21 protein-coding genes are annotated in these 23,735 nt (G+C 57.8%); 2 read left to right on the top strand and 19 right to left on the bottom strand.

What is annotated here, in order from left to right:
• Positions 1-21: 21 nt before the first annotated feature.
• Genes ABWV47_RS04735 through ABWV47_RS04680 form a run of 12 tightly spaced genes read right to left on the bottom strand, consistent with a single transcriptional unit; the run spans position 22 to position 15,273 of the window.
• Positions 22-3,264 carry a hypothetical protein gene (locus ABWV47_RS04735; protein WP_353308863.1) on the bottom strand — a complete coding sequence of 1,081 codons (3,243 nt, stop codon included), beginning with the start codon at positions 3,262-3,264 and terminating at the stop codon, positions 22-24.
• A complete protein-coding gene (locus ABWV47_RS04730; protein ID WP_353308861.1) occupies positions 3,264-5,813 on the bottom strand; it encodes a baseplate J/gp47 family protein in 2,550 nt (849 codons plus the stop codon). The genes ABWV47_RS04735 and ABWV47_RS04730 overlap by 1 nt, the downstream gene beginning before the upstream one ends.
• A complete protein-coding gene (locus tag ABWV47_RS04725) occupies positions 5,810-8,242 on the bottom strand; it encodes a baseplate J/gp47 family protein (protein WP_353308859.1) in 2,433 nt (810 codons plus the stop codon). Before ABWV47_RS04725 ends, ABWV47_RS04730 begins: the two co-directional genes overlap by 4 nt.
• The gene (locus ABWV47_RS04720) at positions 8,239-8,634 is read right to left on the bottom strand and encodes a GPW/gp25 family protein (RefSeq protein ID WP_353308857.1); all 396 of its coding nucleotides are present in this window, start codon (positions 8,632-8,634) and stop codon (positions 8,239-8,241) included. Before ABWV47_RS04720 ends, ABWV47_RS04725 begins: the two co-directional genes overlap by 4 nt.
• An 11-nt stretch (positions 8,635-8,645) precedes the next feature.
• Entirely contained in the window at positions 8,646-9,116 is a 471-nt protein-coding gene (locus ABWV47_RS04715) for a hypothetical protein (RefSeq protein ID WP_353308855.1), read from the bottom strand.
• 7 nt (positions 9,117-9,123) lie between these two features.
• Positions 9,124-9,804, bottom strand: a complete 681-nt coding sequence (locus ABWV47_RS04710; RefSeq protein ID WP_353308853.1) for a phage baseplate assembly protein V — start codon at positions 9,802-9,804, stop codon at positions 9,124-9,126.
• Positions 9,801-10,946: a hypothetical protein gene (locus ABWV47_RS04705; protein ID WP_353308851.1), complete on the bottom strand. Its 1,146-nt coding sequence runs from the start codon at positions 10,944-10,946 to the stop codon at positions 9,801-9,803. The genes ABWV47_RS04710 and ABWV47_RS04705 overlap by 4 nt, the downstream gene beginning before the upstream one ends.
• 9 nt (positions 10,947-10,955) lie before the next feature.
• Positions 10,956-11,234 carry a LysM peptidoglycan-binding domain-containing protein gene (locus ABWV47_RS04700; protein ID WP_353308849.1) on the bottom strand — a complete coding sequence of 93 codons (279 nt, stop codon included), beginning with the start codon at positions 11,232-11,234 and terminating at the stop codon, positions 10,956-10,958.
• Positions 11,235-11,241: 7 nt separating this feature from the next.
• On the bottom strand, positions 11,242-11,940 hold the full coding sequence (locus ABWV47_RS04695) for a hypothetical protein (protein ID WP_353308846.1): 699 nt from the start codon (positions 11,938-11,940) through the stop codon (positions 11,242-11,244).
• Complete coding sequence (locus ABWV47_RS04690; RefSeq protein WP_353308844.1) at positions 11,937-12,221, bottom strand: hypothetical protein; 285 nt, start codon at positions 12,219-12,221, stop codon at positions 11,937-11,939. The genes ABWV47_RS04695 and ABWV47_RS04690 overlap by 4 nt, the downstream gene beginning before the upstream one ends.
• Positions 12,218-14,107 (bottom strand): ATP-binding protein, encoded by a 1,890-nt coding sequence (locus tag ABWV47_RS04685; RefSeq protein WP_353308841.1) that lies wholly within the window; start codon positions 14,105-14,107, stop codon positions 12,218-12,220. Before ABWV47_RS04685 ends, ABWV47_RS04690 begins: the two co-directional genes overlap by 4 nt.
• The gene (locus ABWV47_RS04680; protein WP_353308838.1) at positions 14,104-15,273 is read right to left on the bottom strand and encodes a Pvc16 family protein; all 1,170 of its coding nucleotides are present in this window, start codon (positions 15,271-15,273) and stop codon (positions 14,104-14,106) included. Before ABWV47_RS04680 ends, ABWV47_RS04685 begins: the two co-directional genes overlap by 4 nt.
• A gap of 31 nt (positions 15,274-15,304) precedes the next feature.
• Between ABWV47_RS04680 and ABWV47_RS04675 the strand changes: the two genes are divergently transcribed.
• A complete protein-coding gene (locus ABWV47_RS04675; RefSeq protein ID WP_353308836.1) occupies positions 15,305-15,574 on the top strand; it encodes a hypothetical protein in 270 nt (89 codons plus the stop codon).
• A 750-nt stretch (positions 15,575-16,324) separates the two neighbouring features.
• Here the strand turns inward: ABWV47_RS04675 and ABWV47_RS04670 are convergent.
• The 5 genes from ABWV47_RS04670 to ABWV47_RS04650 all read right to left on the bottom strand — a co-directional run bounded on the left by ABWV47_RS04670 (position 16,325) and on the right by ABWV47_RS04650 (position 20,855).
• A complete protein-coding gene (locus ABWV47_RS04670) occupies positions 16,325-17,041 on the bottom strand; it encodes a hypothetical protein (RefSeq protein ID WP_353308834.1) in 717 nt (238 codons plus the stop codon).
• Between the two features lie 35 nt (positions 17,042-17,076).
• The gene (locus ABWV47_RS04665; protein WP_353308831.1) at positions 17,077-17,577 is read right to left on the bottom strand and encodes a phage tail protein; all 501 of its coding nucleotides are present in this window, start codon (positions 17,575-17,577) and stop codon (positions 17,077-17,079) included.
• A gap of 12 nt (positions 17,578-17,589) precedes the next feature.
• Positions 17,590-19,137 (bottom strand): phage tail sheath family protein, encoded by a 1,548-nt coding sequence (locus ABWV47_RS04660; protein WP_353308829.1) that lies wholly within the window; start codon positions 19,135-19,137, stop codon positions 17,590-17,592.
• Between the two features lie 271 nt (positions 19,138-19,408).
• A complete protein-coding gene (locus ABWV47_RS04655) occupies positions 19,409-20,170 on the bottom strand; it encodes an SDR family oxidoreductase (RefSeq protein ID WP_353308826.1) in 762 nt (253 codons plus the stop codon).
• A gap of 16 nt (positions 20,171-20,186) precedes the next feature.
• Positions 20,187-20,855, bottom strand: coding sequence for a YceI family protein (locus ABWV47_RS04650; protein ID WP_353308823.1), 669 nt, complete (start codon positions 20,853-20,855; stop codon positions 20,187-20,189).
• A gap of 111 nt (positions 20,856-20,966) precedes the next feature.
• Here ABWV47_RS04650 and ABWV47_RS04645 point away from each other — a divergent pair, with 111 nt between their 5' ends.
• Positions 20,967-21,860: a LysR family transcriptional regulator gene (locus ABWV47_RS04645; protein ID WP_353308820.1), complete on the top strand. Its 894-nt coding sequence runs from the start codon at positions 20,967-20,969 to the stop codon at positions 21,858-21,860.
• Positions 21,861-22,069: 209 nt separating this feature from the next.
• On the opposite strand, the gene ABWV47_RS04640 is transcribed toward ABWV47_RS04645, so the two are convergent.
• Positions 22,070-22,897, bottom strand: coding sequence for a GNAT family N-acetyltransferase (locus tag ABWV47_RS04640; protein ID WP_353308818.1), 828 nt, complete (start codon positions 22,895-22,897; stop codon positions 22,070-22,072).
• Between the two features lie 122 nt (positions 22,898-23,019).
• A complete protein-coding gene (locus ABWV47_RS04635) occupies positions 23,020-23,715 on the bottom strand; it encodes a fumarylacetoacetate hydrolase family protein (RefSeq protein WP_353308816.1) in 696 nt (231 codons plus the stop codon).
• Positions 23,716-23,735: the final 20 nt, after the last annotated feature.

Below are 23,735 nucleotides of genomic sequence, written 5' to 3'. Positions count from 1 at the left end.
GCAGACCACCTTTCTGTTTGCTCAGTTCTTGCGGATCATTCCTGTGCGAAGACCTGCGGGGGTGTGTTCAGAAAGCCGTTGCAAAACGGCCCGTTCGATTTCGGCGATGCGGGCAAAATTAAAGGCTCCAACTTCGCCGCCGTCAGATGCGCCTGTCAGGATTGCGGCCTCGGTGTCGCGCGTTAGACGCAGGTAAGCGGGATCGCGTCGGTCAAAAGTGACGAAGCGTGGGAAGGGGCGGCGCATGACGCGGTGTTTACGTGGTGTTTGGCCACCGGGGGCGAGGAACGAATAGCGAATACAGCCTTCAAATCGCTCCCCGACAAACACTGGGTGTCTTAGGATGCTGTCGGATATATCCACTTGCTGTGCCCGCACCGACCCCAACACAGTGCAGCGGTCCATGGTCAAGTCTGCGTTGGAGGCCAAAAGCGCATCGGCGCCGCCATCTGCGCCTGCGTCTAATATGCTGTCGATTAGGCGGACCTGTCCGGGGTCCAGCAGTGTTAACGGTCCCAAAATTGAACGTACGACAGTTAAGGCCTCAACGCCGGTGTCTTCGTTGAAACGCATCGCGAGCGTCAAATCGCTACGCCGAATAGTAACGTGGTTTAGTTCGCAGGTTTGAGCTGCGGGAAGATCCAACGTCAGAGCCGCAGTCGATGTCAGGGCCAGACCAGTCAGATCCAAATGCTGATAGGCGGCGGCGCCCGGTGCTGAGCCTGCGATTTCCACCACAGGCTGCGTGTCGCGCGCAGCCCGCACAACCAAACTTTCGGGACCATCAGGCCAAGTCAGCGTCTCTGCGGGATAAAACCGGCTGTCGCTGAGTTCGATCACCTCCCTGGGGTTCGGATCAACAGCAATGGCCGCCAGTGCATCTGCTAACGTGGGGTGCAAGGTCTGCCCGGTGCCTGATGGATCGGAAGTTGGTCCCAGATGGCCGGAGGCTGACACAAGGCGCGTTGGCGCTTCAGGCGCGCGGCCCAATGCGCGATCGTGATCAATCGGTAGCGCGCCGATGGGCATGGTGGCCCCGGTTTGCATGTCAACACTGATAGATGCGGGCAAAGGCGTGGGCCCCGGTGGATATGATTGTGGAGGCTCACTGGCGGCCAGAGCAAACAACCCGAACTCGGGGTCCAGATGCAATTGGCTGGGTGGCGTGGGATCGAGCACATCCACAAGAGTTTCATTTTGCCAGGGGCACAGCTTGCGCCAGCGCACAACACGTCGCTGCATTGCCATGGGATCTGACAGTGGCGTTGCTTGGCCCAACGATTTGCGGCGCAGCAGATTGGTGCCTGCGGTCCATGTAGACCCATCGCGCCCAACCTGAACCGCCACGGAATGGGCGGAGATTGGCCCGGGGCCGCGAGGCCACGCCATGTCGGTGTCATCGGCGCGAAACTCGGGCGTGTGAATCAAAACTGCGCGACCATCGTGCCCGGTAAAGGATAGTTCCGCAGGAGACAGGCGGGCGTTCGGCCGTTGGCTTTCAAATCGGATGGCGAGTGCGAGATCAGCCGGCGCCGTTTCGACCACGCTGGCCAAAGTTGCTAGGCGAGAATGTAGGTCAGCAGCAACATCAGCGGAGTCTTCGAGTGGTTCCCATGTGGCACTAGATGGGTCGCCGCCGGTCCAGACCAGTCGCACCATCGGATGGAATTGACGACCAAGTGCTGCGTAGGAGAGCGCAAAGACAAGTGCATTGGTGTCTCCGACGGGGAGCAAGGAGTTGCCCGAAGGGTGCAAGGCCTGTCCGCCATGTAGATGTACAGGGGCTGCAGCTGGTGCCATCAGCGGCGTGGCGAAGGGAGTGCGATCAGCGGTGGCCTGTGCTTGAGGCCACACAGGACCCACAGGTGACGTGGAAACTGAACGCTCCGGCAGAGCGTTACCGTTTAGAGGCAGGTCAATTCCAGTACCGCCTGACGCTGCAGCGTTGTGCAGCGCACCGTCGGCTCCGATGTAGAACCAACATGTGTCGGTCATCCGCATCGGCGGGATAGTCACGTATAAACTGCCGTTTAGGTAGCCTTCCTGTGCTAAATCAGGAACCGGACTGGGGTGGCGCGCGCGCATCAATCCACCGCTCAAGCGCAGGACAGCTCCGGCAAAAAACCTGCTGGCTGCGCCGCCAGTGGTGGACAGGCGCAACATTGGGATCGCGTCTGCTGGCGTTGCGGCGGCTGCAGGCAGGCTGTTGATTTGGCCGGTGATGTCCATTTCGATGGCACCGCGCAGAACGGCAGAGGTCGGATCAGGCATCGCTCCCACCACTGGCACTGCCATGAGGGCAATCTCAACAGGACCAGAGGTCCGTGCGCCGTTATAGTCAATCACCTCAAGCGTGGGGCTGGTTGTGAGCATGCCATCGCTGGCAGGCAAACCGCGTGCCGCGCGTATCACGGGCTTTGGCGCGGTGGCAGCGGGCAGGTTGGCGATCCGCACAGAAAACCGTCCTTCACGGTCAAACCATTCACCGGGGTCTTGCGCAAAAATCAGTTCGGGCACTCGGTCAGTTCGCAGATCATCCTCAGCGCCGGTGGCCCGACAACGCAGCGCGCGCCATGCATTTTCGGCATCAAAGGAAAAGCGCAGATCCGCTGTGCCATCGGGCATTTGATGCGGGCTTGCACCGCGCAGCGGGAAAAACTGAGATAGGTGGAGCCAGTGTGCCATTTGGCGGGCATGTACCCGTCCGGATCGCGCCGATATGAGGCGTGGATCGACGGTTTTGGCGAGGTTTTCCAGAGGACCGCTTATGCGTTCTGCAACGGAGGGCGGGCGCAGATCTGGCGTGGTGCGCGTTAAACGCAGAATATTGAGGTCCTGACTGATTTGCACCAGCTTCCAGCCTTCGTTGCTTGACACAAGCCGGTCTGACAGGGTGCGCGCCAACTCTTCTAGCATTGCGGGTGTGCCTTTGCGACGGCGCAGACCAACCGATCCCGCCAGATCGCGGCGGTTTGCCTCCGCTGAGCCAAACACCAGTTGTAAACCGATGCTGTCGGCGAGCAGGGGCAAAATCGAGTCACCGGCTGTGTCGACGAAAAGGTCGCCGTGCATTTCTTCAAGGCTTTGTCGCAGGGCCGCCAATGGTGCGGCGAGTATGTCCACCAACGTTCGTAAGTCTTGTGGGCCTGAGGGCACGGCACCTGCGGCCTTTGCATCGTTGGCTTTCAGGTGGGCGGGCAGGGCATCATATAACAGCTGCGCAGTGCGCGCCAAACGGTCGGGGTCATAAGGATATCCGTTCATCACACACCTACCTGAAATTCGGGGATCAGCGCGCCTGGTTCAACCACGTCGATCACCAGGTTGCTTGGGGTCAATCGCAGCCATTGCCGATCTGTTGCATGCAAAATATCGGCGACACCGATGTCAGGTAGAATGGCAAAGCGGTTGGCTTCTACTCCTGTTACGCCGTCAAGATCGAGCAGGCGGGCATATAGGCCTGAAAGCGATTGCGGAGCGGAAAACGCCCGACCTGCAAAAGTGAACATGCCAGGGTTCTGCGTTTCGCTATCCAACAAGGCTGCGGTGGCATCCAGCCGCACGGCATCAGCCAGCCAGGTTCGGTTGCGTTCGATGCGCAGATTTAGCGCAATATCGATCGCTTGCGGTGTGAGCAGGACCAGTGGAATTTCGGTGTCGCGCCGGGCGTCCAAAAATGCGCGTAAGGCGGTCGGATCCGCAGGTGGCGCGCCGTCGGCTGATGCCGCGATCAGCTCGATTGCGCCGCGATCCAACCAACGTGCCGCTGCACGGGCGATGCCGGGAAACAGGAGCGCAAGGTCTGCGTAGTCCTGAAGGGAGACCGCTCGATCAAAGGTCAAGATTGGTTTGGTCGCTTGCCGTCGCATATCATCTACCGCAGCGCGGTCTGTACCGCCTGCAAGCGGCAGAGGGTTGGACACTGCTTGTAAAATCGGCGAGGCCTTTTTGATCCGGGTCAGGCGGCCCGCTTCGGCATCCCCAATGCGGCCCAGCCCAACGCGGTAGTCAGCCGTAATATTGCGCGTGCCTGACGGGGGCACCGCTCCGCGGTTTTCGCCGCCGAAGTGTGCGGATACATGGCCATCGGCGTCGGCTTCTGTGCGATAGAGCCGGTCTTCAGGCGCGGAGGCGTGGAAATCAGTCACAGGGTCCCACAATACGCCGTTCACCCTCAGCGATAGCGCAAGAGTGCTGCCCTCAGCACTCGCGATACGGGTTACATCTGCGGATTTTAAGGTAAAGGACTGGTGAGGTGTGACGCCGTCAGACGCGCCTAGAACCTCGGATTTGCTTTCGCCATGGCTGACCCGGGCGGCGTTGGCGCGGATGTGAACGTCGCCTAAAACAAAGCTGGACGCGGTGACTTCTGCATCAAAGCTGAGCGTAACCTCCCAGTTGGTGCCAAGCGGTTCTATACGTGTAATTGTGGCGCTCGCGGCAAAGCTATCTGACAGGCGCTCAACAATAACGGCGCGGCCGGGGGGCATGTCCGATAGATCAGCGGCCAGTGCTACCGTTGCTGTCAGGTTGGCAGGATTGGCTTGGCTTGGGGCAATCACAATGCGGCGAGCCCAACCTGCGTAGATCACCCCATCAAGGGGCAGGGCGGGCCAGTCTTGGGCAGTGCCGTCTACATTTGTGACATCCAGTAAAGTCGAACGGACGCTGATGGAGCGTTCCGCCAATTGATTTTGTGGAAACCCAGTAGGTGCAGGCGAAGGTTGCGGAATCGCGATCAATTCACCGCGCCGGAAACTCACTGCGGCTTCGCGGGCCTGTGCAACGCGGAGCGGTGTGGCACTGCTGGCGCGCACCAATGCGATCTCAGCACCTGCAGCAATTGGAGGGGTGGTTTCGGCCAACAGTAAAGAACTGCCTGCGGAGTAGCTTCCAGAGCTTATGCCGCTGACCGTGTAGCCATGCGTGATAGTGCTTACGGTGGTCGGGGCGAAATAGGAGCCAGGGTCTGAAAGTTCTGCTGGTGGAAACGCAAGCGGATCAGCAGAGTGCCCGAACATTCGGGTTTCTAAATCTGGTTGCGCCAACACAACATAGGGATCAGAGGGTGAAAACGCCGGCCAAGGGTCAGCGCTTTCCGCTCCCTGAGAGAGGCGGCGCAGTTCTAATAGTCCGGGGGCGTCGCCGCTGACTTCGCAGACGGCGGATTTACCCTGGCCTTGCAAAAGCACAATGTCGCCAATATCCAACCCAGATGGTGTGAGCAGTGGCAGAGTGACCAGATTGTCGATAAATGTGACAGGTGTCGGGACACGCGCGGCGGCGGGCAGAATGGCATTCCATTGGGCCTGAACATGAATGTCTTTTAGGGTTTCATAGGTTTGTGACTTGATTGCGCCTTTGGGCTCAGATTGCAGGGCAAAGAGCGCTGGCACATCCCCTGCTAGGCCTTCCTTTACGTCAAATACCGCCAACCCAGTTGCGGCGACGCCTTGGTCCGGCACATAAGCCAGTTTGCGGGCATGGCGGATCAGGCTGTTGGGTTGGGTGGCCGTTCCTACAAAGGCCTCAGCAGCGTAGTGGCTTTGATGCTCACCTAAAATATGCGCGAGGATTGCTGGGATTTCGATAAGAGTTCGGGCGAGGCCTCGGTCTTTGCCGGGTAGCTCTACAATGCCTGCGGCCAGTCGATGAGAACTGCCGGGAACTTTCACGCCTGCGGGATCTTGTGCCAAGTCCTCTGCCAAAGCGACAAGATCAGCAAACCTGAGGCCAAAATAAGTCGTTTGGTTCTGATCGTTATTGATGCCTCGCGGGGAAGGTGTTTTGCGGACGATTGGTGGTCGGCTCATGAGGCACCCCCCATGGTCGGCTCTGGCGCAGGTCCGCCAATCACAAAGGCATCGGGTGGCGCTGGGGGGTCAATGCCTGCGACTCGAAGGGTAAGACGCCCACGATCCGGGCGGCCCTCTTCTCCTGAAAATTGCGCGATTTCTGTGGAGGTTAGTCGGATCACGCGGCGCACAAGGTCGCTGCCTGCATCCAGTAGAGGCCGGAACGCAAGAGCGCGCACGGCACCAATGGCGGGTTGGCGATGAATTTCAGCCAGAATGTCAGCCAAACGGACCTCTGCGCCAAAACTGATGCGCGAGCGGTGAAAGAAGCCGGGGTTTGCAGATGTGCCTGGTAGCAAAGCGCGTCGCGCTTGATCGCGGATTTGCGCAGCGCTGGCGGTGCCTGCGGGACAGAGCAAGAGCGCTATATCCAGAGGGACATAGTTGGGTGGTCGTACGATGTGTTCGCGGCCTGCCATACGTAGATTGTCAAGGTGGTGCCACACCGATTGCGCCAGGTCATTTGTAAGGGTGTCCCCCTTGTCAGGGGCAACAAGCAAAGCAATGGTATTAAAAATTCCACCCAATGGCTTGGCTGCTGCTTGTGCCACGCCGGGCACCATTTCGGCTGCCCGGCGGTAGTCGTCTGGGGTCACACAGCGCTCCAGTGCAGGGTGCCGGATGCTCTCAGGAATTTTCTGTCGTGCCAGTTCAAGCGACACTGGACGTCGCCCTCCAGTCGCAGGGGTGATATTGGTTGCGGAAATCACAGCTAAGCCTGCGACGTCAGCGTTGCGCGTGTCACCGGCAGGAAACTGCCCCACCGCGTTAAGTGCAAACGCTCCGATGTTGCCTGCGGCCGGGTCTCCACGTCGGTAACGCACCTCGAGTGTCTCATTTGGCAACATCTGCCCGTCTGGCAACGGTACAGCACGCCCACGCACCCCATCACCAAATAAGATCCAAATGGACCCATCGTTGTCTCGTTCGGTGGTGAAATGCCGGTCAAAGCCAGCGGAGCTGCGCAGATTGGGCTGCCAGCCATAGATCTCGCCTGCCAAGGTCACCGAAATTGAGGGGCGCGGTGACATGCTTGCATCGGTCAAAACATCACCCTCAGGTGTGCGTAGAGCGCGCAGCATCAATTGACCCGTGATACCATCGCTGGCGGTCACAAGGTCTTGGCGACCAGTGCCAAACCCAATGGTGGTTTGGGTGTGTGGGTGGGTTGCTATGCGGGTCTCGCCATGCTGCGCAGTCACCAGATTTGCTGTAATGAGCATCGGTAATCCCGAGGCATCAGACCACGGTGCGAATTCTTGTGCAGTTGGATTGGTCCAGTGCAACTCTGTGAGTTGGGTCAAGCCCGTGCCCAAAGCGTCGGAGGGGTCACCCGCCCATCCGGGGGCTTCGATTTCACGTACTTGGCTTAGATGTGCGACATGTATGCGCGCGCCTTGCACCAAAGCGACGCGCTGTCCGGCCACGAGGCCGCGGTCCCATCCAAGGATCAACAGATTGCAGGTTCCCACCGGCAAGATGGCGTCGGTTGCACCGGGCCATGCCGCTGCCATCAAACCGGTGCCATCTGTCGGATCGGTCAAACCCGCGTTCCATAGGGGGTCAAGAAACACCTGCGCACTGGTTTCAAAGCGAGATGTCACGCGGCCGCCATCCTCGCGTCGGTTGATTGGTGTGCCTTGGGGAAGATACCCGGAAACGGCGACATCCAATGCAACAAGTGTGGTTGCCGTGGCACCTTGATCAAGATCGAGCCCCAGAAAACTGGCGTGTCTTGTCAAAGAGATCCGTTCGCGCGCCGTGTCCACAAAGGCCTCTTGCACCACCCGGTCCTGATGCAGAGACAAAAGTTCGGCGTGATGTGCGAGCGTTTCGATCAATGTGCTCTCGATGGAGGCGGCGGATAGGTCTGACCAATTGGGGTCGGTGGCTTTGACCCAATTTTGTGCAACCTGCAAAAAGCCTGTGTAGTCTTTGGTGGTCAAATCAATCGCCGGTTCGGGCATTTCGGCGCGCGCAGCCTGAATGTCGGAAGAGCGACAATCGCCGGCGGGACAGTCGATATAGAAATCAAAATGCCCCGAAGAGAAGAACGGATGCAGCGGGTCATTGCCTCCAGTGTTCAGCCGCACCCTATGGCGGCCACGCGGTAGCCGTCCACCAAGGGGCTCCGGAAAGTGTACCAGAACAACCATATCACCGTCCGAAACCGTCGCCGAAAACTGCAAGTCTATGCTGTCGGGTCCCTCAATCTGAATGTCACCGGGTGTGAGACCATCAGAGACTTTTGCCAAAGCGATGGTCAGCTCCGCTGCGAGGCCCGCCGGGGTGGGATCGCTGAAGTTCAGCGCCTCGATACCCTGCCAGCCGCCAGGAACAATTTCGGCTTGGTCCCAGACCAGGCCATATGTGCCCTGACCACTCACAGCACAATCTCCAGCCTGTTTTGGGTTCGATCTGATCGACGCATGTAATCAATCGCGATCAGCACAGCGCCTTCAGCCCCATCAAAGGTAACATCAACATCTTCCAGAATGGCTTCGGAGCCTAGATCTCGGTTCAGGCTTTCGCGAATGCGGTATTCCAGTGCTGGACGGGCCAAAGGAGACAGGCTCTCAAAGACCGAGCGATTTAGTCCGGCGCCAAAAGATGGGCGCATCACACGTTCTCCCGGAGCGGTGAACAAGATCGCCATTATTTTATTACGCAGATGGAGGTCGGGGTCTGAAATTTCAGCGATGCCCTCTTGCTGTTGAGCAACATCCATGCGCGCCAATTGGGGACCGAGGGCAACAGGTGAGGCGATAAAACGATCCATGAGCAGATCCTCTACAACACCGGCGCCGTGAATGGCGGTCCGGGAAAGGTGACAATTGAGGTGATGGCCATGGCAAAGACCGCCGTCGCCATCATTGCGGCGCGCGCCTCGCGATCGAGGTCGAGCTCGGTAAAAGCGGTGCCAAATATCCCAACCGCAAGAGGATGGGCGATGGGTGGCGCGGAGACGCCCGGACCGAAGGCTTGACCCGTCATGTAGACCATTGTGCCCGTTGCCAGCAGGGCCCCTGCTGCGGTAGGGTTTCCGACCATCAGCGCACCTGAGGCCAGATTGGTGAGCACACCACTATTGGCCTGCGCCGTAGCAACAGGGAAGGGCCCCGCCGCGGCACTGGCATACCAGTCGGAGATGATCCGGCTGAAGACATCAGCGCTTTCGGACACACTGGCAGGGTGCGGGCCGTTTTCATCTTTCAGCCAATCTGCCAATAGGGACTGGGTGAGTGGCATGGGGTTCAACATGGCGCGCTCACTCCGTCTTTGACACGCGGCTGAGGTGCTGCGTGGTCATGGGTTGCACGGGGGGACCAGATGGTCCCACGCCGGTGGGGTGGGTGTGTGCGTTAAAGAGCTGCATAAAGGCATCGCCCAGCACGAGCTTTTGGCCAGCTTTGTCACCCAGCTTGATCTTGCTGGCAGTCAAGGTGATGTCTCCTTGGGCGGTGATGCGGATTTCGGCACCGGCGGCTTCGGCCAGGACCACTACGCCGCCATCGTCATCCATAGAAATTATGTGACCGGTTGCGGTGCGCCACACGTTCTGGCCCGGCCCAGCGGCCTTATCGGGGGCCTCTGGCGCCTCAGAGCCGCTTGCGCTTCCAAGATCGTCTTGTCCATTGCCCGCGCTGGGTGCACCCCAAAACGCACCTGACCAAATCGGGCGTGAGATGTCGCCAGCTTGGAACTCGACCCAAACCGTGTCGCCGATTTGTGGCAAAGCGAAAAAGCCATGATTGCGCCCACCGCCGATAGGAGCTGCGGGCATTGCCCAACCACTTTCGATGTCTTCCCCAAGCACTTCGGGCACTTTGGCGCGCAGGCGCCCGATTTCGGAAGGGTCGTCCACATCCATTACAACGCCGGGGTATTTACCGAAAAACTTGGTTTCCACCAAGTCGTGAAAAGCGCGGGTTAGGTCATCAAGCGTCATGTTGATGGCTCCTCTTCCGCAGACTGTCCAAATTGTTCGTCACCGGAACGCCCAAGTGCATTGGTCACCGCCACAAACGTTTGGCTCAGCTCACCTTCGGTCATGCAGGTGCGTACAGAACGGACATAGTAGGTGCCAGATAAGCGGTCGCCGACGCCTTTGATTAAAACTGGTTGATGAGGGCGCAATAGATTGCGGTACAGGCCGGGATCCAATTCCCCGCGCGCTTCAATGGCAAAGCTGTCCGCAGCCATTTGTCCACGTGCGTGTGCGTTCAGGGCTGTATCTCGAGGCACTGCACCGCGCAGGAAACGTTGAGGCGTGACAGAGGCAGCACGGGCCAATCCATCCGCAGCAGAATGTGCAAAAAGGCTTTCACCCAGAACCGGCACTTCGGTATCTGCATCAACGCGGACCAACCGTTTTTGATGGGTGTTGATTGCCGCCGCAATGCGTTTGGCCGGGTGGGTGTGGGTAACTTGAAAGTCGATCCATGTGAGATTTGCATTTTCTCTCAGGATGGTCAGATCAGCCTGCGGGGGGGCGTCTAAATCCGGCGGACCAAAAATACACTTTGCTGTGCCGTCATTAGGATCAACGGTGAAATAGACCGCAAATCCATTACGCGTCGCAAGGCTGAGCAGGAACCGCCAGTCGGTGCCGCGTTGGAGCAGCAATTGGTCATCTTCGGCAGAGAGGGCGGAGGTCACCTCGGTGTCTATTGCGATACCATAACGCGCCAATATGTCTTGCGCGACATCGGAATCTGCGGAGTCGGGATAGCTGGCCACACGCTCCTCTGCATCCAGAAGAAGTGCAGGATCATGGGCGATGACATCTACGTAAGAATTGGCCTCAATGGTTTCGAAATGCGGGCGGATATGGGCCAGATATCCCGTAAAGACTCGCTGGTCGCTGCCGCCGGGGGCTGCCAAGGACAGAGACAAAGCGACCCCGGGCTCGAAGGATGTGCCGTCCAGCAATGGGTAAGTTCCGTCGGTACCCTGCGCCAAGGCAAACCGCATGCGCAGCATGCCGACCGCATCGTCACCTTGGCGCAGTTCAAGCTCGGTCAAGCGCGCGAGCAGTGCCCCTTCAATGGCGACGTCGTCGCGATACAATGCTATGCGTCCTGTGGCCATGAGGTCTCTCTACTTGTCAGGTGGAATGTCAATAGTGGTGCCGGGGGCGATCGCATCAAATGGGTCGATTTGGTCGCTGGCGTCGGCGATTTTCCACAGTTTTTTGGGATCGCGGTAGTACCGTGACGCCAACGTATCAAGCCGGTCGCTATCGGTGGCAGTGGTGGTGAACACCGAGGTGCGCGGCGGGCGCGGCGTCAGACCGATCAGCTCCACTTGTGAGCCATCGGAGCGTGTCCATGACACGCGGGCGCTATTCACATATCGACTTTTGCGGGTGATCGGCATGGGGTCCTCAGCTTGGCAGATTGATGTTGGCCCCTTGCGAGGCGGTGGTATCCAGATAGATGCGGGCCATCTTTCGTCGGTTGTCAGCCGTGAATTTCAAAGACGAAGACACGCGGGTGTTGTCACGCGCATCCCCCTCTCCAAGCGCTTCAAAAGACACATCGATTTCGGCGCGTGTGGGATAAAGTTGGCCGTTGAAAAACTGCTCGTTGATCGACATGCCAACGATTTTCACAGGCACGACACGCCGCTCACCCCAAACAAACAGCACCAATGGGCGGCGGCCGCGCGCGCGGGTCGGTTCGGAACCATCGGAGGGTTGGTCAGTCTCGCTTTCGACCGGATGGAGCAGGTCTTCTAGAGCGGAAATTTCTGGCAGAATGCCATATTTCACGGGCATGTTGCCGCTGGCTCGTTCTTCTCGATACGCCAGATCAAACTTTAGGTTAATGGCAAAGGCTTCTTTCAGGCTGCCACTATCTGCATCTGCACCTTGATCTGCAGATCCCCCGTCTGAACCACCGCCGCCTGGTTGTGCGCCCTGGCCCTGGCCCTGGGCTTGTTCAACGCTGAGCTCGCGGTTGAGGTCTTCGGGATTGAAGCGGAAGGGGATAAACCGTGAGATTGCACCAGTTTCTCCACCACTTGCATCCTGATCAAACACCGCCAAGGCACCTTGTTGGAAGGAGATGGTGTCGTTTGTCATCTCTGTGCACCTCCCGTCGAAATCGCGTCAAAGAGGCACTCCGCTATGCGCACAGCCCCACGATCTCCCACCCAGTCATCGCGGTTTAGATCGTCGATCTGCATCGTTTCGATGACCAACGCAGTTGCCTCGGGATTGCGGGCAAAGAGGGAGGAGGCGAGCTTTTCTGCCAGATTTTCGAGTCCTCTGCGCAGTGTCTCCTCAAACCGTCGGGCGTCTTCAGACCCGCCAATCGCGTCGATACGCACCTGTCCGATATCTATGACCAGCTCAAGCGTCATGCGGGTCCCTCCAAGTGATCTGCAAAAGGGCCAAGATCTTTTGCGCCGCGAGGTAGGCCGGACTTTTCCAACTCTCGGACCAGTGCACGGGCCAAATGGTCATGGCCCAATACGCTGTTTTGCGCTGCGGCCAGATGTGCCGCTGCCACCGCTGCGTTGCGGATGTTGCCACCCGATAGGCGAAACCGATCAGCAAGGTCTTCGAGATCCAACCCCGTGGCGCGCCAGTCCTTTGACGGGAGATTCCGGTCCCACAGAGTTCGCCGTTCTGCGCGGCTTGGCATTGGGAAGTCGACCACAAAACGGATACGGCGCAAGAATGCAGGGTCAAGATTTGAGCGCAGGTTGGTGGCGAGGATCATGACCCCGTCAAAGGTCTCCATCCGTTGCAGCAGAAAGCCGACCTCGATGTTGGCATAACGGTCGTGGGCGTCTTTGACCTCTGAGCGCTTGCCAAAGATCGCGTCTGCTTCGTCAAAGAATAGGATGCCGTGGCCGGCCTCCGCCTCGTCAAACACGCGTGAGAGGGCTTTTTCGGTCTCGCCGATGTATTTGGACACCACTTGGCTGAGATCAATGCGGTAGAGGTTGAGCTCAAGCTCATTGGCCAAACAGCGGGCTGCAAAGGTTTTGCCACCTCCCGGAGGGCCGGAGAAGAGAAGGGACAGGCCGCGGGCATCTGCGCTGTCACGGCTCAATCCCATTTGTGACCAGACGCGTTGACCGTGGCGGTGCCAGTTCACGGCGTCATCCAGTTGCGCGCGCATGGAGGGTGTGCAGACCAGATCGTCCAGTGTCACATCACTTTCGACTTTGGTCACAGACGGCCCCATGCGCCGCGCCCCATCCTTGAGAATGGCGGCGGCGATCACTGTGGCATCAGGTGGGGGCGTGGGCACGCCATTGGCAGGTTGGCGGATGGACATCAACACTTCAGCTTCGCGTTGGGCCGCCCGCAATTCAGACACGGTCAGATGAAAACGCAGTGCCAAGGCGCTGCGATCTGCTTCTGGCAGGTACAACGTGGCCCACAGCGTGGCTAAGTCACGGCTGTCCAGTGCAGGTGCATCGACAGCGGCAAAGCCGGGATGCTCCAAACGCATGGGCGCAATCACGGCAAATCCAGCACCGCCGCGTGGTGGCATTGCGGGCACAGAGGACACGTCAAACAGGTCGATTACGTTGAGGGCGTCATGGGTAGGTAAATCAGGCGCGTCAGTGTCGCGGGCACGTAAGAATGCCGCATCACAAGACAAGGTGCCCGCGACGTCTAATGCAAATTGTCGAGCCAAGCGACGTGAGGTGGCCCGGATCCATACCGCGCCGCTTTGGCACATCAATCGGCTTGCAGCGAGCGCGGCGCGTGGCGACAGGATCGCATTTGGGCAGGGTTCCAGATCCAACGGATGTGTGGGGATTTTTGCGCCAAACATCACGCTGGCATGGCCGCCGTGTAAACGCATTCCCTGTTGGGTCAAAGGACGTGCAGACCCGGCAGGGTCAATGGTTTCAATCAATCCTGCCGCATGCAAAGGGCTGTCGCCGAGCGCGACTTGAAGTGCATCATCAAACGACGCCTCCAAACCCGCGGCCGCAATCTGTGCAAAGCTGGCAGGGGTTGGCAAAATTAGCCGTTCATCTTCCGCGAGAATGGAAAAAGCCGCTGCGGCATCGGGATGGCGTTCCGCAGCCATGATGCTTGCGAGCAACCATTCTGCAAGCGTTCCGGCTGGACGGGTCATGCTTAGGGATTTCCATACGGTGTGGTCCTGAGCATGTGGCGCACGGGTTTGCACCGGCTGGTCGGGTGGCAATCGAACCAGACACTGCGCGGCAAGAAGGACCGCTTGTCGCATCCAATCCATACGGGTCTCCGCCTGTGTCATGGCGTGACCTCCAGCAGCACAAATGGGGTGAATAGCCCCGTCGCCATCCTCAAGCTGACGCGATATGTTACGGTCCGAAGTCCCGCCGCATTCATTGTGAGCGGCGCCATTAGGACGCTGTTGGGAGTCACCGCCGTGGGGGGCAAATCTATCACCTCGTCTGGGCCGCGTATTCCGGCCTCAGGCCAGAAAAACACACGCTCTGCTGCTGTGAGATTTCCGCCTGTGAGGGTCAGTGGGTTTCCAAGGGAATAAGCTGCACGCGGTGCATCCAGACCCGGAGTGTTTGCAGGATCAATGGTAAGCGGTTCGGGGTCAGAACCGAGCTGAGCGCCACGCAGGACCGCGTCAAAATCACCTGCCATATCCGTTGTGTCCAAAGTGATCCAGACCCGCCCATCAGGGTCAGGGCGGGAGATTTCATTGGGTGCAGCTGGAGCATCCGTAAACGTGAATTCGCGTGGGCCGATGCGCAGGGATTGCGTGTTTCCCGCCTCAACCGTTTCCAACATCACACGTCCGCCCGCACGTACGGAGTCTGGCAGGGCGCGCAAAATGCGGGGCGGCGCGCTGGGGGCAACGTTCGCTAGACGCACACCGCCGGGTTGCACGATGTCTGGGCCCGGGCGTGCTTCGGTCAGGCGTTGGAGCTGAATTGGCCCAACCTCAAATAGCGCCCAAGGCCGATGTCGCATTTGCAGCGGCGTATAGATTTTTTCCATCAAATCGGCCGCGCTGGGCACAAACACGACGGTCATGTCACCTGTGCCGGGAGTTGGGTCAATCCCGGGGGTCGCAGGATCATCGGATAGGGGCAACGACAGAATAGGACCTGTTTCAAAAACCTGGATGGCCTGACCAAGGCGGTTGATTGCTGAGCTTGGCTCACCGGTGTCTGTCGTGCCATAGGCGGTGATCAGGAAAAATCCGCTGAGGGTGACAGGGGGAGGTTGGTCCAGCCCCTCAGTGTTGGTCACCCATGGGTCGTTGCGATGTGTGGGCTGCGGTGTCACCCACATAAGAGATACCCGCATCGCCTCGGCTGTGCTGGAGGCATTTTCTATGGGAGGTGCCGCCAGAATATCCGCCAGAGCTGGGGTAAGGTTGCGGCGCAGATATCCGGCGAGAACCAGGCCGACATCGTGGAGGTTTTCAAACGCCGCCATCGTTCACTCCTCTCCGAAGCCACGCATCGGAATGCTGTGGCTGCGTGGGGACCTTCGGGCCACTGGCAACACAGGGCGCGTGCGCGGTGTTTCGGGCTGGCGCAAGGTGAAGTTCACTGAACCGATTTCCACGCGGATGGATGGCTTTGGCGTTGGCTGCGGTACGGTCGACGGGAGTGCGTCGGGATTTGGAGCAACACGACTGCTTTCCATCGGCGCTACAGAGTTGATTGGGTCGGGTATCGGTATCACCGGGGCCGTGGGTGCAGGTATTTCGGCCTCCGGTGGCTCCGGTGAATGACGCACGCGCGTGTGGTGTGGTGGTTTTCCATCGTTGGTTTCGTCTGCTTGTATCTTCGACTGCGTAGACGAAGATTTGGGCGCTTGAGGCTCCAAGGTTTTGATCTCGACTGGTGGTCGCACCGACGATTTGTTATCTGTTGAGACCTCGCGGATGATGATCGACTGAGGCGCCGAAGGTGTCGGCGCTGCATGTGTAGTGTGCTTGGCGGGGAGTTCAGCCGGCTTGGAGGACAGTTGCGACCGCGGTCTCTCAACGCGCATGGTTTCGGGGTGATTTCCCGTGGTCGGGGCGATGGTAATTTCTTGAGAGACGTTACTTTGTTGTTGTGGTTTGGCGGTCGGAACGGTTTGCAGTTGGGGGCGGGTTTTGTGCACTGGTGGTTTGGAAACCGTGTGCGTTGAGGTGTTGGGCGGTTGGTGTTGCGGTTGAACTGCGGGCTTCGTCGCGTCTTCAAGGTGAGGCGCGGCCCGTGATGCTGTCGTGCTCTCAATGTCGAGATCTTGGGGAGGACTGCTCGGTTCAAGCGCTGTCGCGGGCGGAGTGCTTCGAGTGTGTGATTGGGAGGGCAAAACGGGGTTTTCGACCGTCGTTTCTACAATGGGGCCGGTCAGTTCGGGGGAGGGCATGCTAGAGATCAAAGGTGTCGACGCAACTTGCGCTGGCCGCAGTTGTGCGCGGTCTGACGTCGGCGTCGTGCCAAGCAGTCGAGCCAATCTCGGGCCGACGGACAGGGGGGGAGGTGATCTGTCAATATCTGACATCGCTCACCTCTATCTGTAGTGCGTCCCTTTCAATCCGGTCTAGGTAAGCTCTGCGTCGGTCCCGTGTCAGCGCCAGTATTTCGCTTTCAGACCAATGGTACGTTGACGCGATCAGGTGCACCTGATCCAGCAGGTGCTTTGCAGAGCCGCTGCGTTCAGCCATAACAAATGCTTGTACATCAAAGGAACTGACGATTTCGGTGCTGCATTCTGTGCATTGTGTGCCCAGCTGCAGATCCAAACCGACCAAAGCTCGCTCTAAGACCTTCAAAATGTGATCGCGTTTGGGACCAGACAATTGTTGTTCTGCCCAGTGTGTGTCGTTGCCTGATGCCCGCGTCAGGATTGTTGATAGACGATCTCCCGGAGCCTTCTCGATGGCCTCAAGATCGCTGAGACACAGCGGTTTGAGTGCCACCTCTTCAACCAATAAAGTTTCGTTGGGTGCTTGGTGCGGCAGATCATCAATCCCAAATATCAGTGCAACGCCTTCACTACACTCGGGACAGGTCAATTCTGCAGAGATGCGCGGACCAGACAACGTGCGGCGCAGCTCCAGCAAACACGCCTCCCATTCTGCGATGGTGGGATCTGCATCCTCTGTGAGAACGCCCATTGCACGCGCCAGCGAGGCTAAGCGTGCTGCGTCACCACCGGATTGCGCCAGAAAACGCATTTCCTGAAGTCCTGTTATTTGGTTCATTTATGCTCTCCCGTCAGGCAAATTGCGCTGTCTGATCAGGTTTCCGCCGGTTCAGTCACGGACTCATCGACGTCAAAGCCCTCATATTCCAGTTTGAGTGTTTCGATCGCGACCGCGTTGGCGTTTGCGTCAAACTCCGGCAGTGCCTGAAATTCGCTGACCCATGCACGGCGCAAGTTGATTGCCATCACCGGCGTGGCCTGCATGTTGTGCACCACCACACGCAGCGATTTGCGATATTGAAGCAGCGAATTTGCTGCCGGGCCGTCGGGGTTGTTGACCTGATTTGCCCAATTAAGAAATTGCTTGTCGTGAGTGAGACCACGCTCCAAAGAGATGGGCTCGAACTTGGTTCGGCCGGGCATTTTACGCACGATTCCTGCGTCCCCAGCTGCTCGCCATTCAATGGCCTCGGTGGTTTTTTTGACGGCCGACATTTTGGATAGAGCCGCTACGACCTGGCCATCCCATACGACTTGAAACCGGAAGTTCTTGTAAGGATCGATCCGGTGCGCGTTGACGTTGAACATTGGCATGGAAGCGCTCCTTTAGTTGATTGCTGTTTTCTGAGAGAGGGTCACGATGACAAATTCTGCCGGGCGTTGTGGGGCAAAACCGACCTGCACGTTAACGATACCAGCGGCCTGATCATCAGGTGTGGTGGTGTCGCTGTCGCATTTGACAAAGTAGGCATCGCGTGATGTTTCCCCTGCGAAAGCGCCGTTGCGGTATTGTGCGTCCATGAAAGCTCCAATCGATTGGCGCAGCGCGGCCCAGAGGGTTTCTGTGTTGCCCTCAAAGACGGCCCACTGAATTCCGTTGTAGATGGAGCGCCGCAAAAACATCGCAGTTCGGCGTACATTGATATAGCGCCACTCTGTTGTTGGGCGGGTGGTTCGCGCGCCCCAGACCACGCGTCCGGCACCGGGTACAGTTCGCAACGCATTTAATCCGTGAGGGTTCATCCGGTCCTGATCACGATCGATGACGTTGAAGTCTAGACCGGTGGCACCAGCCACTGTGGCGTCGACCCCGGCGGCGGCTTTCCAAACTCCGCGCCGCCCGTCGGTGCGCCCATAGAGACCAGCGATATGTCCGGCAGCCGGAATGGCCAATTGTGGGGCGCGGCCCAGTCCAACGGGATCCCCAACCACAATGCGTGGCCAATACAATCCAAGATGGTCAGAAGCATTGATGCCTGTGCGCGCGGCGGAGACCGCAGCGTTGACGGGATCGGCGGCGGCGATTGAACGGGGTGCGTCGGCTACAAGAAACAGATCTCGCTGAGGGCGGGCTTCGACATAGGCGAGAAGTGCGTTGACGATGCCGTTGTGTTCAGCCGCGCTGGCGGCATTCAGCATCAGATCAGAACCACAAACGATCAGCGCGGCATCATCGAGACCATCCAAGGTAGCCAAGGCAGCGGGATAGTCCGCGGCAGCCGACGCAGAATCGCCCCCAGAACCTCCTGCCAATGGCGTTCCCGGCGGGGTGGCGGCTGGGTCGCCGTCATTGTTGGGACGGAACACATCTGCGCCATTCCATGTGACAAATGCTGAGCGGGCCAATTGGTCCACGGTATATTTTTCATCCAACGGATCGGCGGATAAGCCCTCAAACACCTCAACTTCTGTATGATTGGCTTCGCCTGGTGCCTGATAAAAGACACGTAGGTTAAAGCGCGCTGCATCGCCGTCGGTTGCATCTGTGATGGCAATCCGAACGCTGTCACCCCAAAGCCCGGGCGCCCGTGCGTCAACGGCGGCATTTTCTGCACCATCAGTCACTGCGAGGGATGAGGTTGCGTTGGCCCCATCTATGAGCCGCAGCACGTAAGCGCGCGGACCGCCGTTGTCAAAGAACCCCTGAACGGCAAACGGCAGAAATAGGCGCGCCGGGGTTCCTCCGACATCTTCGCGCGTGTAACCGCCAAACAGACGGCTAAACTGAATAGCACTGGATATCGGCGTTGGGCCAACTGGCCCTCTTTCCGTTTCTCCCACAAAAATTGTTACAGCGGTCGGGGCCGCTTCAATCGCGCGTGCGCCGCCAGGCGCTTCGCGAACATACACTCCCGGTGTCAATGGTGTCGTCATTCCAAGGCCTCTCGTTAATCGCAGGCCCGACGGAAAATCGTCTGTATAAAAATGCACTCAAAAATAGTTAGAAATTTTATGCAATCACGGTGACTCATCTATCGAGTCGTTTCTACCTGGTCGGGAATTCTGAGCGAAAATCCGCCATGTTTCTTTGCAAGTTTTGGTGTGTATTTCCTGACTTGTGTACACTTAACGATCAAATTCTAAAGGAAAAAAAGTGGCGGCGTAAAAGCGCCGCCGCCACGTTTGATAGCGATAACTTTGCGCTCTAGGTTGTAGGAAGACCTACTGTATCTCGCCCATTTTCTGTTTTCAGGGAGAAGTCTGTTCCATCAAATGTGCGCGCGTCGTCTGTGGTGAGCCAAGCGATGGCTTGGGCCACCCAAGCAGCAGGGATGTGGCTTTCCCATGCCAGCTGAGACACTGGGTTAAGTCCCGACGATCTGATGGAACGTTGCATGTCTGTGGCCACAGTGCCCGGGCTGAGGCCGACGACGTTGATGCCCTTGGGGCCAAGCTCTTTGTGAGCGGTTCGGGTGAGACTGAGAAGCGCAGCCTTTGTCGCGCAATAGTGCGACCATCCCTCAAGTGCTGAGCTGGCTGCTCCAGAGGAAATGTTGATGACAACGCCCGCGCCCTGAGCACACATCTCTGGCGCAGTGGCGCGCAGCATGTAAAAGGCGCCCTTTAGGTTGATGTCGACCGCTTGTCCCCATTCAAACGGGTTTACATCCGCAATGTGTGCAATTGGATCGATAGTACCGGCATTGTTGACCAGAATGTCGATTGAACCGAAAATCTCTTTGCTTTTGGCAACGGCCAACTTGGTATCGTTCCATTGGGCCACGTCACAGGGGAGTGCGATGGCCCGGTGGCCGATGTCCTTGGCGATGTTCTCTAGGGCACTTCTGTTGCGCGCCAGAAGAGCGACGTTTGCGCCCAGACTGGCGAAATGGCGTGCTGTTGCTTCGCCGATGCCGCGGCTGGCACCGGTTATGATGGCGGTCTTGCCGGTGAGGTCGGGTGTCATGAAAATCTCCGTACCATTACTCGTTGGGGCCTTTGAAACCTGCGACGCGGCCCCAATTGCAGGGGATGTTTCGGTCTGGCGCGTCGGCGCACTGCACAAGATCAAAACGGGCATCCAACGAAACGGCAAATCCGGTGGGGGAGCCAAGGAAGGCGATGAAATCCATACCGTGATCTAGCCGCATGATCTCGCCGGTTACGTGAAAACCAACCACATCGACTTCGTTGTAGTCGGGAATGAAGGCAGGATAGGTGCGGCGGTTGACCATCTCAAAGTCCAACGTCACTGGCGCGGTAGCGCCCTTCAAGGTGAGATTCCCGAAGAGTTTTCCCGTTTTGGGTGTCAGAAGCTGCACATCGGTTGAGATAAAGGTGATATCTGGAAATGTGACTGTATCAAGGTAGTCAGCATTGCGGATATGGGCGTCTCGGCCCGCGTGATTGCTGTCGACGGAGGTCGCATCGATTACAAAGGTGATCTGTGATTGGGCCGGGTCGGTCTCATCAATCATAAATGTGCCGTCAAAGGTATTGAAGCGCCCAACGGTGTTGGCCATGTTCATGTGATCCACGGACCAACCGACATGTGCGTGGCCAAGGTCCAAGGTCCATTCTGTGGGGGCTGCGAGTGCCATCGGTGCGGTCACTATAACTATAGCGGCGGCGAGAGGGACAAGTCGTGTCATGGATGATCTCCGTTTATGGTTGCTTCGGAGACTATGAGGCATGCATGGTTTGCGAAAAACATGATGAAATGTCATGCTGTCATGCAGGAACTGCACGAATGAGACATGCTGATGGATGAGCAACTTCTACGGGTTACGTTGCAGGTGGCACGTGCGAGATCATTTGCCGCCGTGGCGCGGGATCGAGATGTGGATCCATCCTCTGTATCGCGTCAAGTGGCGGCGGTTGAGCAATATCTTGGCATCCGGATCTTTGAGCGCACTACACGGCGGCTTGATCTGACGGAGGCGGGGGCGCTGTATTTGGCGCGGCTGGCACCGGCGCTTGAGTTGATGGACGAAGCAGCAGATGTTGCGCGCGATGTGATGCGTGATCCATCCGGTTTGTTGCGGGTGAGCACGTCGGTAGCCTTCGGGGAACGTTGGCTGATGCCTCGCATCACGGCGTTTCGCCAGGCCTATCCTGACATTGAGTTGGAGCTGATGCTGTCAGACGCATTGGTTGACTTGGCAAGCGACGGTGTGGACGTTGCGCTGCGCCTTGGGCCGCAACCGACCATGGGCACGATGGTGATGGCGAAGTTGTTTGACACCGCATACCGGGTTGTCGCGAGCCCTACATACGTCGCGCGGGCGGGGCGGCCACGGTCGCCAATAGAATTGGAGAAACATGATGGGCTATTGTTTGCTCTGCCAGCGTTTCGCTCTGCATGGCGATTTTGCGTTGGGGACACTGTTGTTGAGGCTTTACCGCGCGCATCCATAACGATTTCAAATGCACTCGCGGTGAGGCGAGCGGCACTTGCGGGCATGGGGGTGGCGCTGTTGGCAGAGTGGACGGTGGATCAAGATCTAGCCGATGGAACCCTGGTCGATCTGTTCCCTGATCATGCTGTAAGTGCGGGGGATTTTGACAGCGCCGCTTGGATTGTCTACCCATCACGGGCGTATGTGCCAACGCGGCTCCGCGTGTTCATCGATCACCTACGCAAGCCGTTGAAATAAATGGGCATCTGTTTTCACCATGGGGACGCTGAAGCTAGTGATGCCGAATAGAATGGAAGAGACGACTATAACATCTGATCAACAATCCGCCGTTTGTTCGCCCCATCCAAACCCTTGGAATTGGCCCACACCATCGAATTGCCCTCACATGGGTGAGTTGAGAGTGATTGATCTTAAGTTCAGATGCGCCAGAGATCAAAATTTAGAGGCTATCCTAGTTCCATCGTTACAATCGCAAAAAAAGTGTTTTCGACCGATCTAAATGGTCCGCGATACATACGGGCCGTCGTGAAGCCGGGCTTAAAGCCGAGCTTTGAACAGAGTTGTTTGAGTGGACTTGACGTGTCAGGCACATCAATTGTGAGCGCGGGGCCTGCAAATGCGGCGGCGTGTTCAAGAAGCTGTTGGGCATCTTGTGCAGACGTTGCAAGAAGCGGGCCGACCTTTGCTCCTTCAACGCACATGCGAACTGTGCAGAAACCTCTAACGGTGCCCTCCCTTTCCAGCACCCAAGTGGTACGAGTGCTGGTGTTGGCAACCCAATCTGACACATAAACCGGTTTGCAGACACCTGCTGCTCTTCCTTCTAACGCGACTAAGTTATCGGTGTCTTCGGCGATGGCCTTGCGAATTTTAGCGTGGCACGAGGCGTTGATTTGACCAGTGTAGCGTGTGGTTGCGCTAGAGTGGACAAAGCCTGAAGCAGCGTAGTTTGATTGCTGCTCTGGCACGCCGTCCAGTCCGATAGTGCGGGGGCCAGCGTGTGTGAGGGCATGTTGCCACAGCGCGTATCCAATACCCTGACCGCGATATGACGGATGCGTAATGTACAGACCAAGGAAGGCAAATTCTTCCGTGTGATTGACCACGGAAATGGCAGCGATAGTCTTGTCGCCGTCGGTCGCAACAAAGAAACCTTTAGGGTCTGTCAGCCAAAACGTGGTGGCGTCATCAAGACCGGGGTTCCAGCCCTCTTTCTCGGCCCATTTTAGAATAGTCGAAAGCTCTTGGTTAGTGGCGTTGCGATATATGATCATAGTGATGTGCCCTTTGCCGGCGAGAAGCATAACACCTTGTGCCGATTAGCATGTAAAGATGACACTCATCCAAAGTGATGGGATTTGCGCTTCAGATTTGGGTCTTTTGGGTCGGGTTCTTCTCAGCGCAAGTTCGACACCACGATGGAGAGCTCTCCGAGCCCTTTGATCGACATGTTCATGCGATCTCCTCTTTGCACCGCTCCCACACCTGACGGAGTCCCCGTCAGAATGACGTCACCTTTGGAGAGTTCAAAGTAGTTTGAAAGATAAGAAATTATTTCTGGCACTTTCCAGATCATTTGACTGAGATCCCCATCCTGTCTGAGCTCGCCGTTTACAGAAAGTTGAATGCGTCCATGATCGGGGTGGCCGATACTTGAAACTGGGTGGATCAGACCAATGGGAGCGGAGTGCTCAAAGGCTTTGCCAATTTCCCAGGGGCGGCCAGCTTTCTTGGCAGTGGCCTGCAGATCGCGGCGGGTCATGTCGAGAGCAAGGGCATACCCAAAGACGTGATCTAGGGCTGCATCGGTGGCGATGTTGGCGCTGCCTGACTGGAGCATCACCGCCATCTCCGCTTCATGGTGCACGTCCTCGCTGTGCGTAGGGTAGGGAAAAGTGGTGGAAGTTGACAGGTTGTCAGGGTTCTTCTGGAAAAAGAAAGGTGGTTCGCGATCAGGATCATGGCCCATTTCGATGGCATGTGCCGCGTAATTTCGCCCGATGCAGTAGACCCTGCGCACCGGAAACAGCTCTGACCGCCCAGCAATCGGAAGTGCACTAGGGGAGGGCGGATCAAACACATAGCTTGGCATGGGGGCTCCAATCAAAGGGC

This window comes from Shimia sp. NS0008-38b, from assembly GCF_040370365.1.
Taxonomy (GTDB): domain Bacteria; phylum Pseudomonadota; class Alphaproteobacteria; order Rhodobacterales; family Rhodobacteraceae; genus Shimia.
Note: the sequence above shows the minus strand (reverse complement) of the source record. Positions and strands in the feature narration are given on the sequence as shown.

Bases quoted from the DNA above. Each gene is read 5' to 3' on its own strand.
- ABWV47_RS04735 (WP_353308863.1), bottom strand. From the start codon at position 3,264: ATGAACGGATATCCTTATGACCCCGACCGTTTGGCGCGCACTGCGCAG.
- ABWV47_RS04730 (WP_353308861.1), bottom strand. From the start codon at position 5,813: ATGAGCCGACCACCAATCGTCCGCAAAACACCTTCCCCGCGAGGCATC.
- ABWV47_RS04720 (WP_353308857.1), bottom strand. From the start codon at position 8,634: ATGGATCGTTTTATCGCCTCACCTGTTGCCCTCGGTCCCCAATTGGCG.
- ABWV47_RS04715 (WP_353308855.1), bottom strand. From the start codon at position 9,116: ATGTTGAACCCCATGCCACTCACCCAGTCCCTATTGGCAGATTGGCTG.
- ABWV47_RS04710 (WP_353308853.1), bottom strand. From the start codon at position 9,804: ATGACGCTTGATGACCTAACCCGCGCTTTTCACGACTTGGTGGAAACC.
- ABWV47_RS04705 (WP_353308851.1), bottom strand. From the start codon at position 10,946: ATGGCCACAGGACGCATAGCATTGTATCGCGACGACGTCGCCATTGAA.
- ABWV47_RS04700 (WP_353308849.1), bottom strand. From the start codon at position 11,234: ATGCCGATCACCCGCAAAAGTCGATATGTGAATAGCGCCCGCGTGTCA.
- ABWV47_RS04695 (WP_353308846.1), bottom strand. From the start codon at position 11,940: ATGACAAACGACACCATCTCCTTCCAACAAGGTGCCTTGGCGGTGTTT.
- ABWV47_RS04690 (WP_353308844.1), bottom strand. From the start codon at position 12,221: ATGACGCTTGAGCTGGTCATAGATATCGGACAGGTGCGTATCGACGCG.
- ABWV47_RS04685 (WP_353308841.1), bottom strand. From the start codon at position 14,107: ATGACACAGGCGGAGACCCGTATGGATTGGATGCGACAAGCGGTCCTT.
- ABWV47_RS04680 (WP_353308838.1), bottom strand. From the start codon at position 15,273: ATGGCGGCGTTTGAAAACCTCCACGATGTCGGCCTGGTTCTCGCCGGA.
- ABWV47_RS04675 (WP_353308836.1), top strand. From the start codon at position 15,305: ATGCTGTGGCTGCGTGGGGACCTTCGGGCCACTGGCAACACAGGGCGC.
- ABWV47_RS04670 (WP_353308834.1), bottom strand. From the start codon at position 17,041: ATGAACCAAATAACAGGACTTCAGGAAATGCGTTTTCTGGCGCAATCC.
- ABWV47_RS04665 (WP_353308831.1), bottom strand. From the start codon at position 17,577: ATGCCAATGTTCAACGTCAACGCGCACCGGATCGATCCTTACAAGAAC.
- ABWV47_RS04660 (WP_353308829.1), bottom strand. From the start codon at position 19,137: ATGACGACACCATTGACACCGGGAGTGTATGTTCGCGAAGCGCCTGGC.
- ABWV47_RS04655 (WP_353308826.1), bottom strand. From the start codon at position 20,170: ATGACACCCGACCTCACCGGCAAGACCGCCATCATAACCGGTGCCAGC.
- ABWV47_RS04650 (WP_353308823.1), bottom strand. From the start codon at position 20,855: ATGACACGACTTGTCCCTCTCGCCGCCGCTATAGTTATAGTGACCGCA.
- ABWV47_RS04645 (WP_353308820.1), top strand. From the start codon at position 20,967: ATGGATGAGCAACTTCTACGGGTTACGTTGCAGGTGGCACGTGCGAGA.
- ABWV47_RS04640 (WP_353308818.1), bottom strand. From the start codon at position 22,897: ATGATCATATATCGCAACGCCACTAACCAAGAGCTTTCGACTATTCTA.
- ABWV47_RS04635 (WP_353308816.1), bottom strand. From the start codon at position 23,715: ATGCCAAGCTATGTGTTTGATCCGCCCTCCCCTAGTGCACTTCCGATT.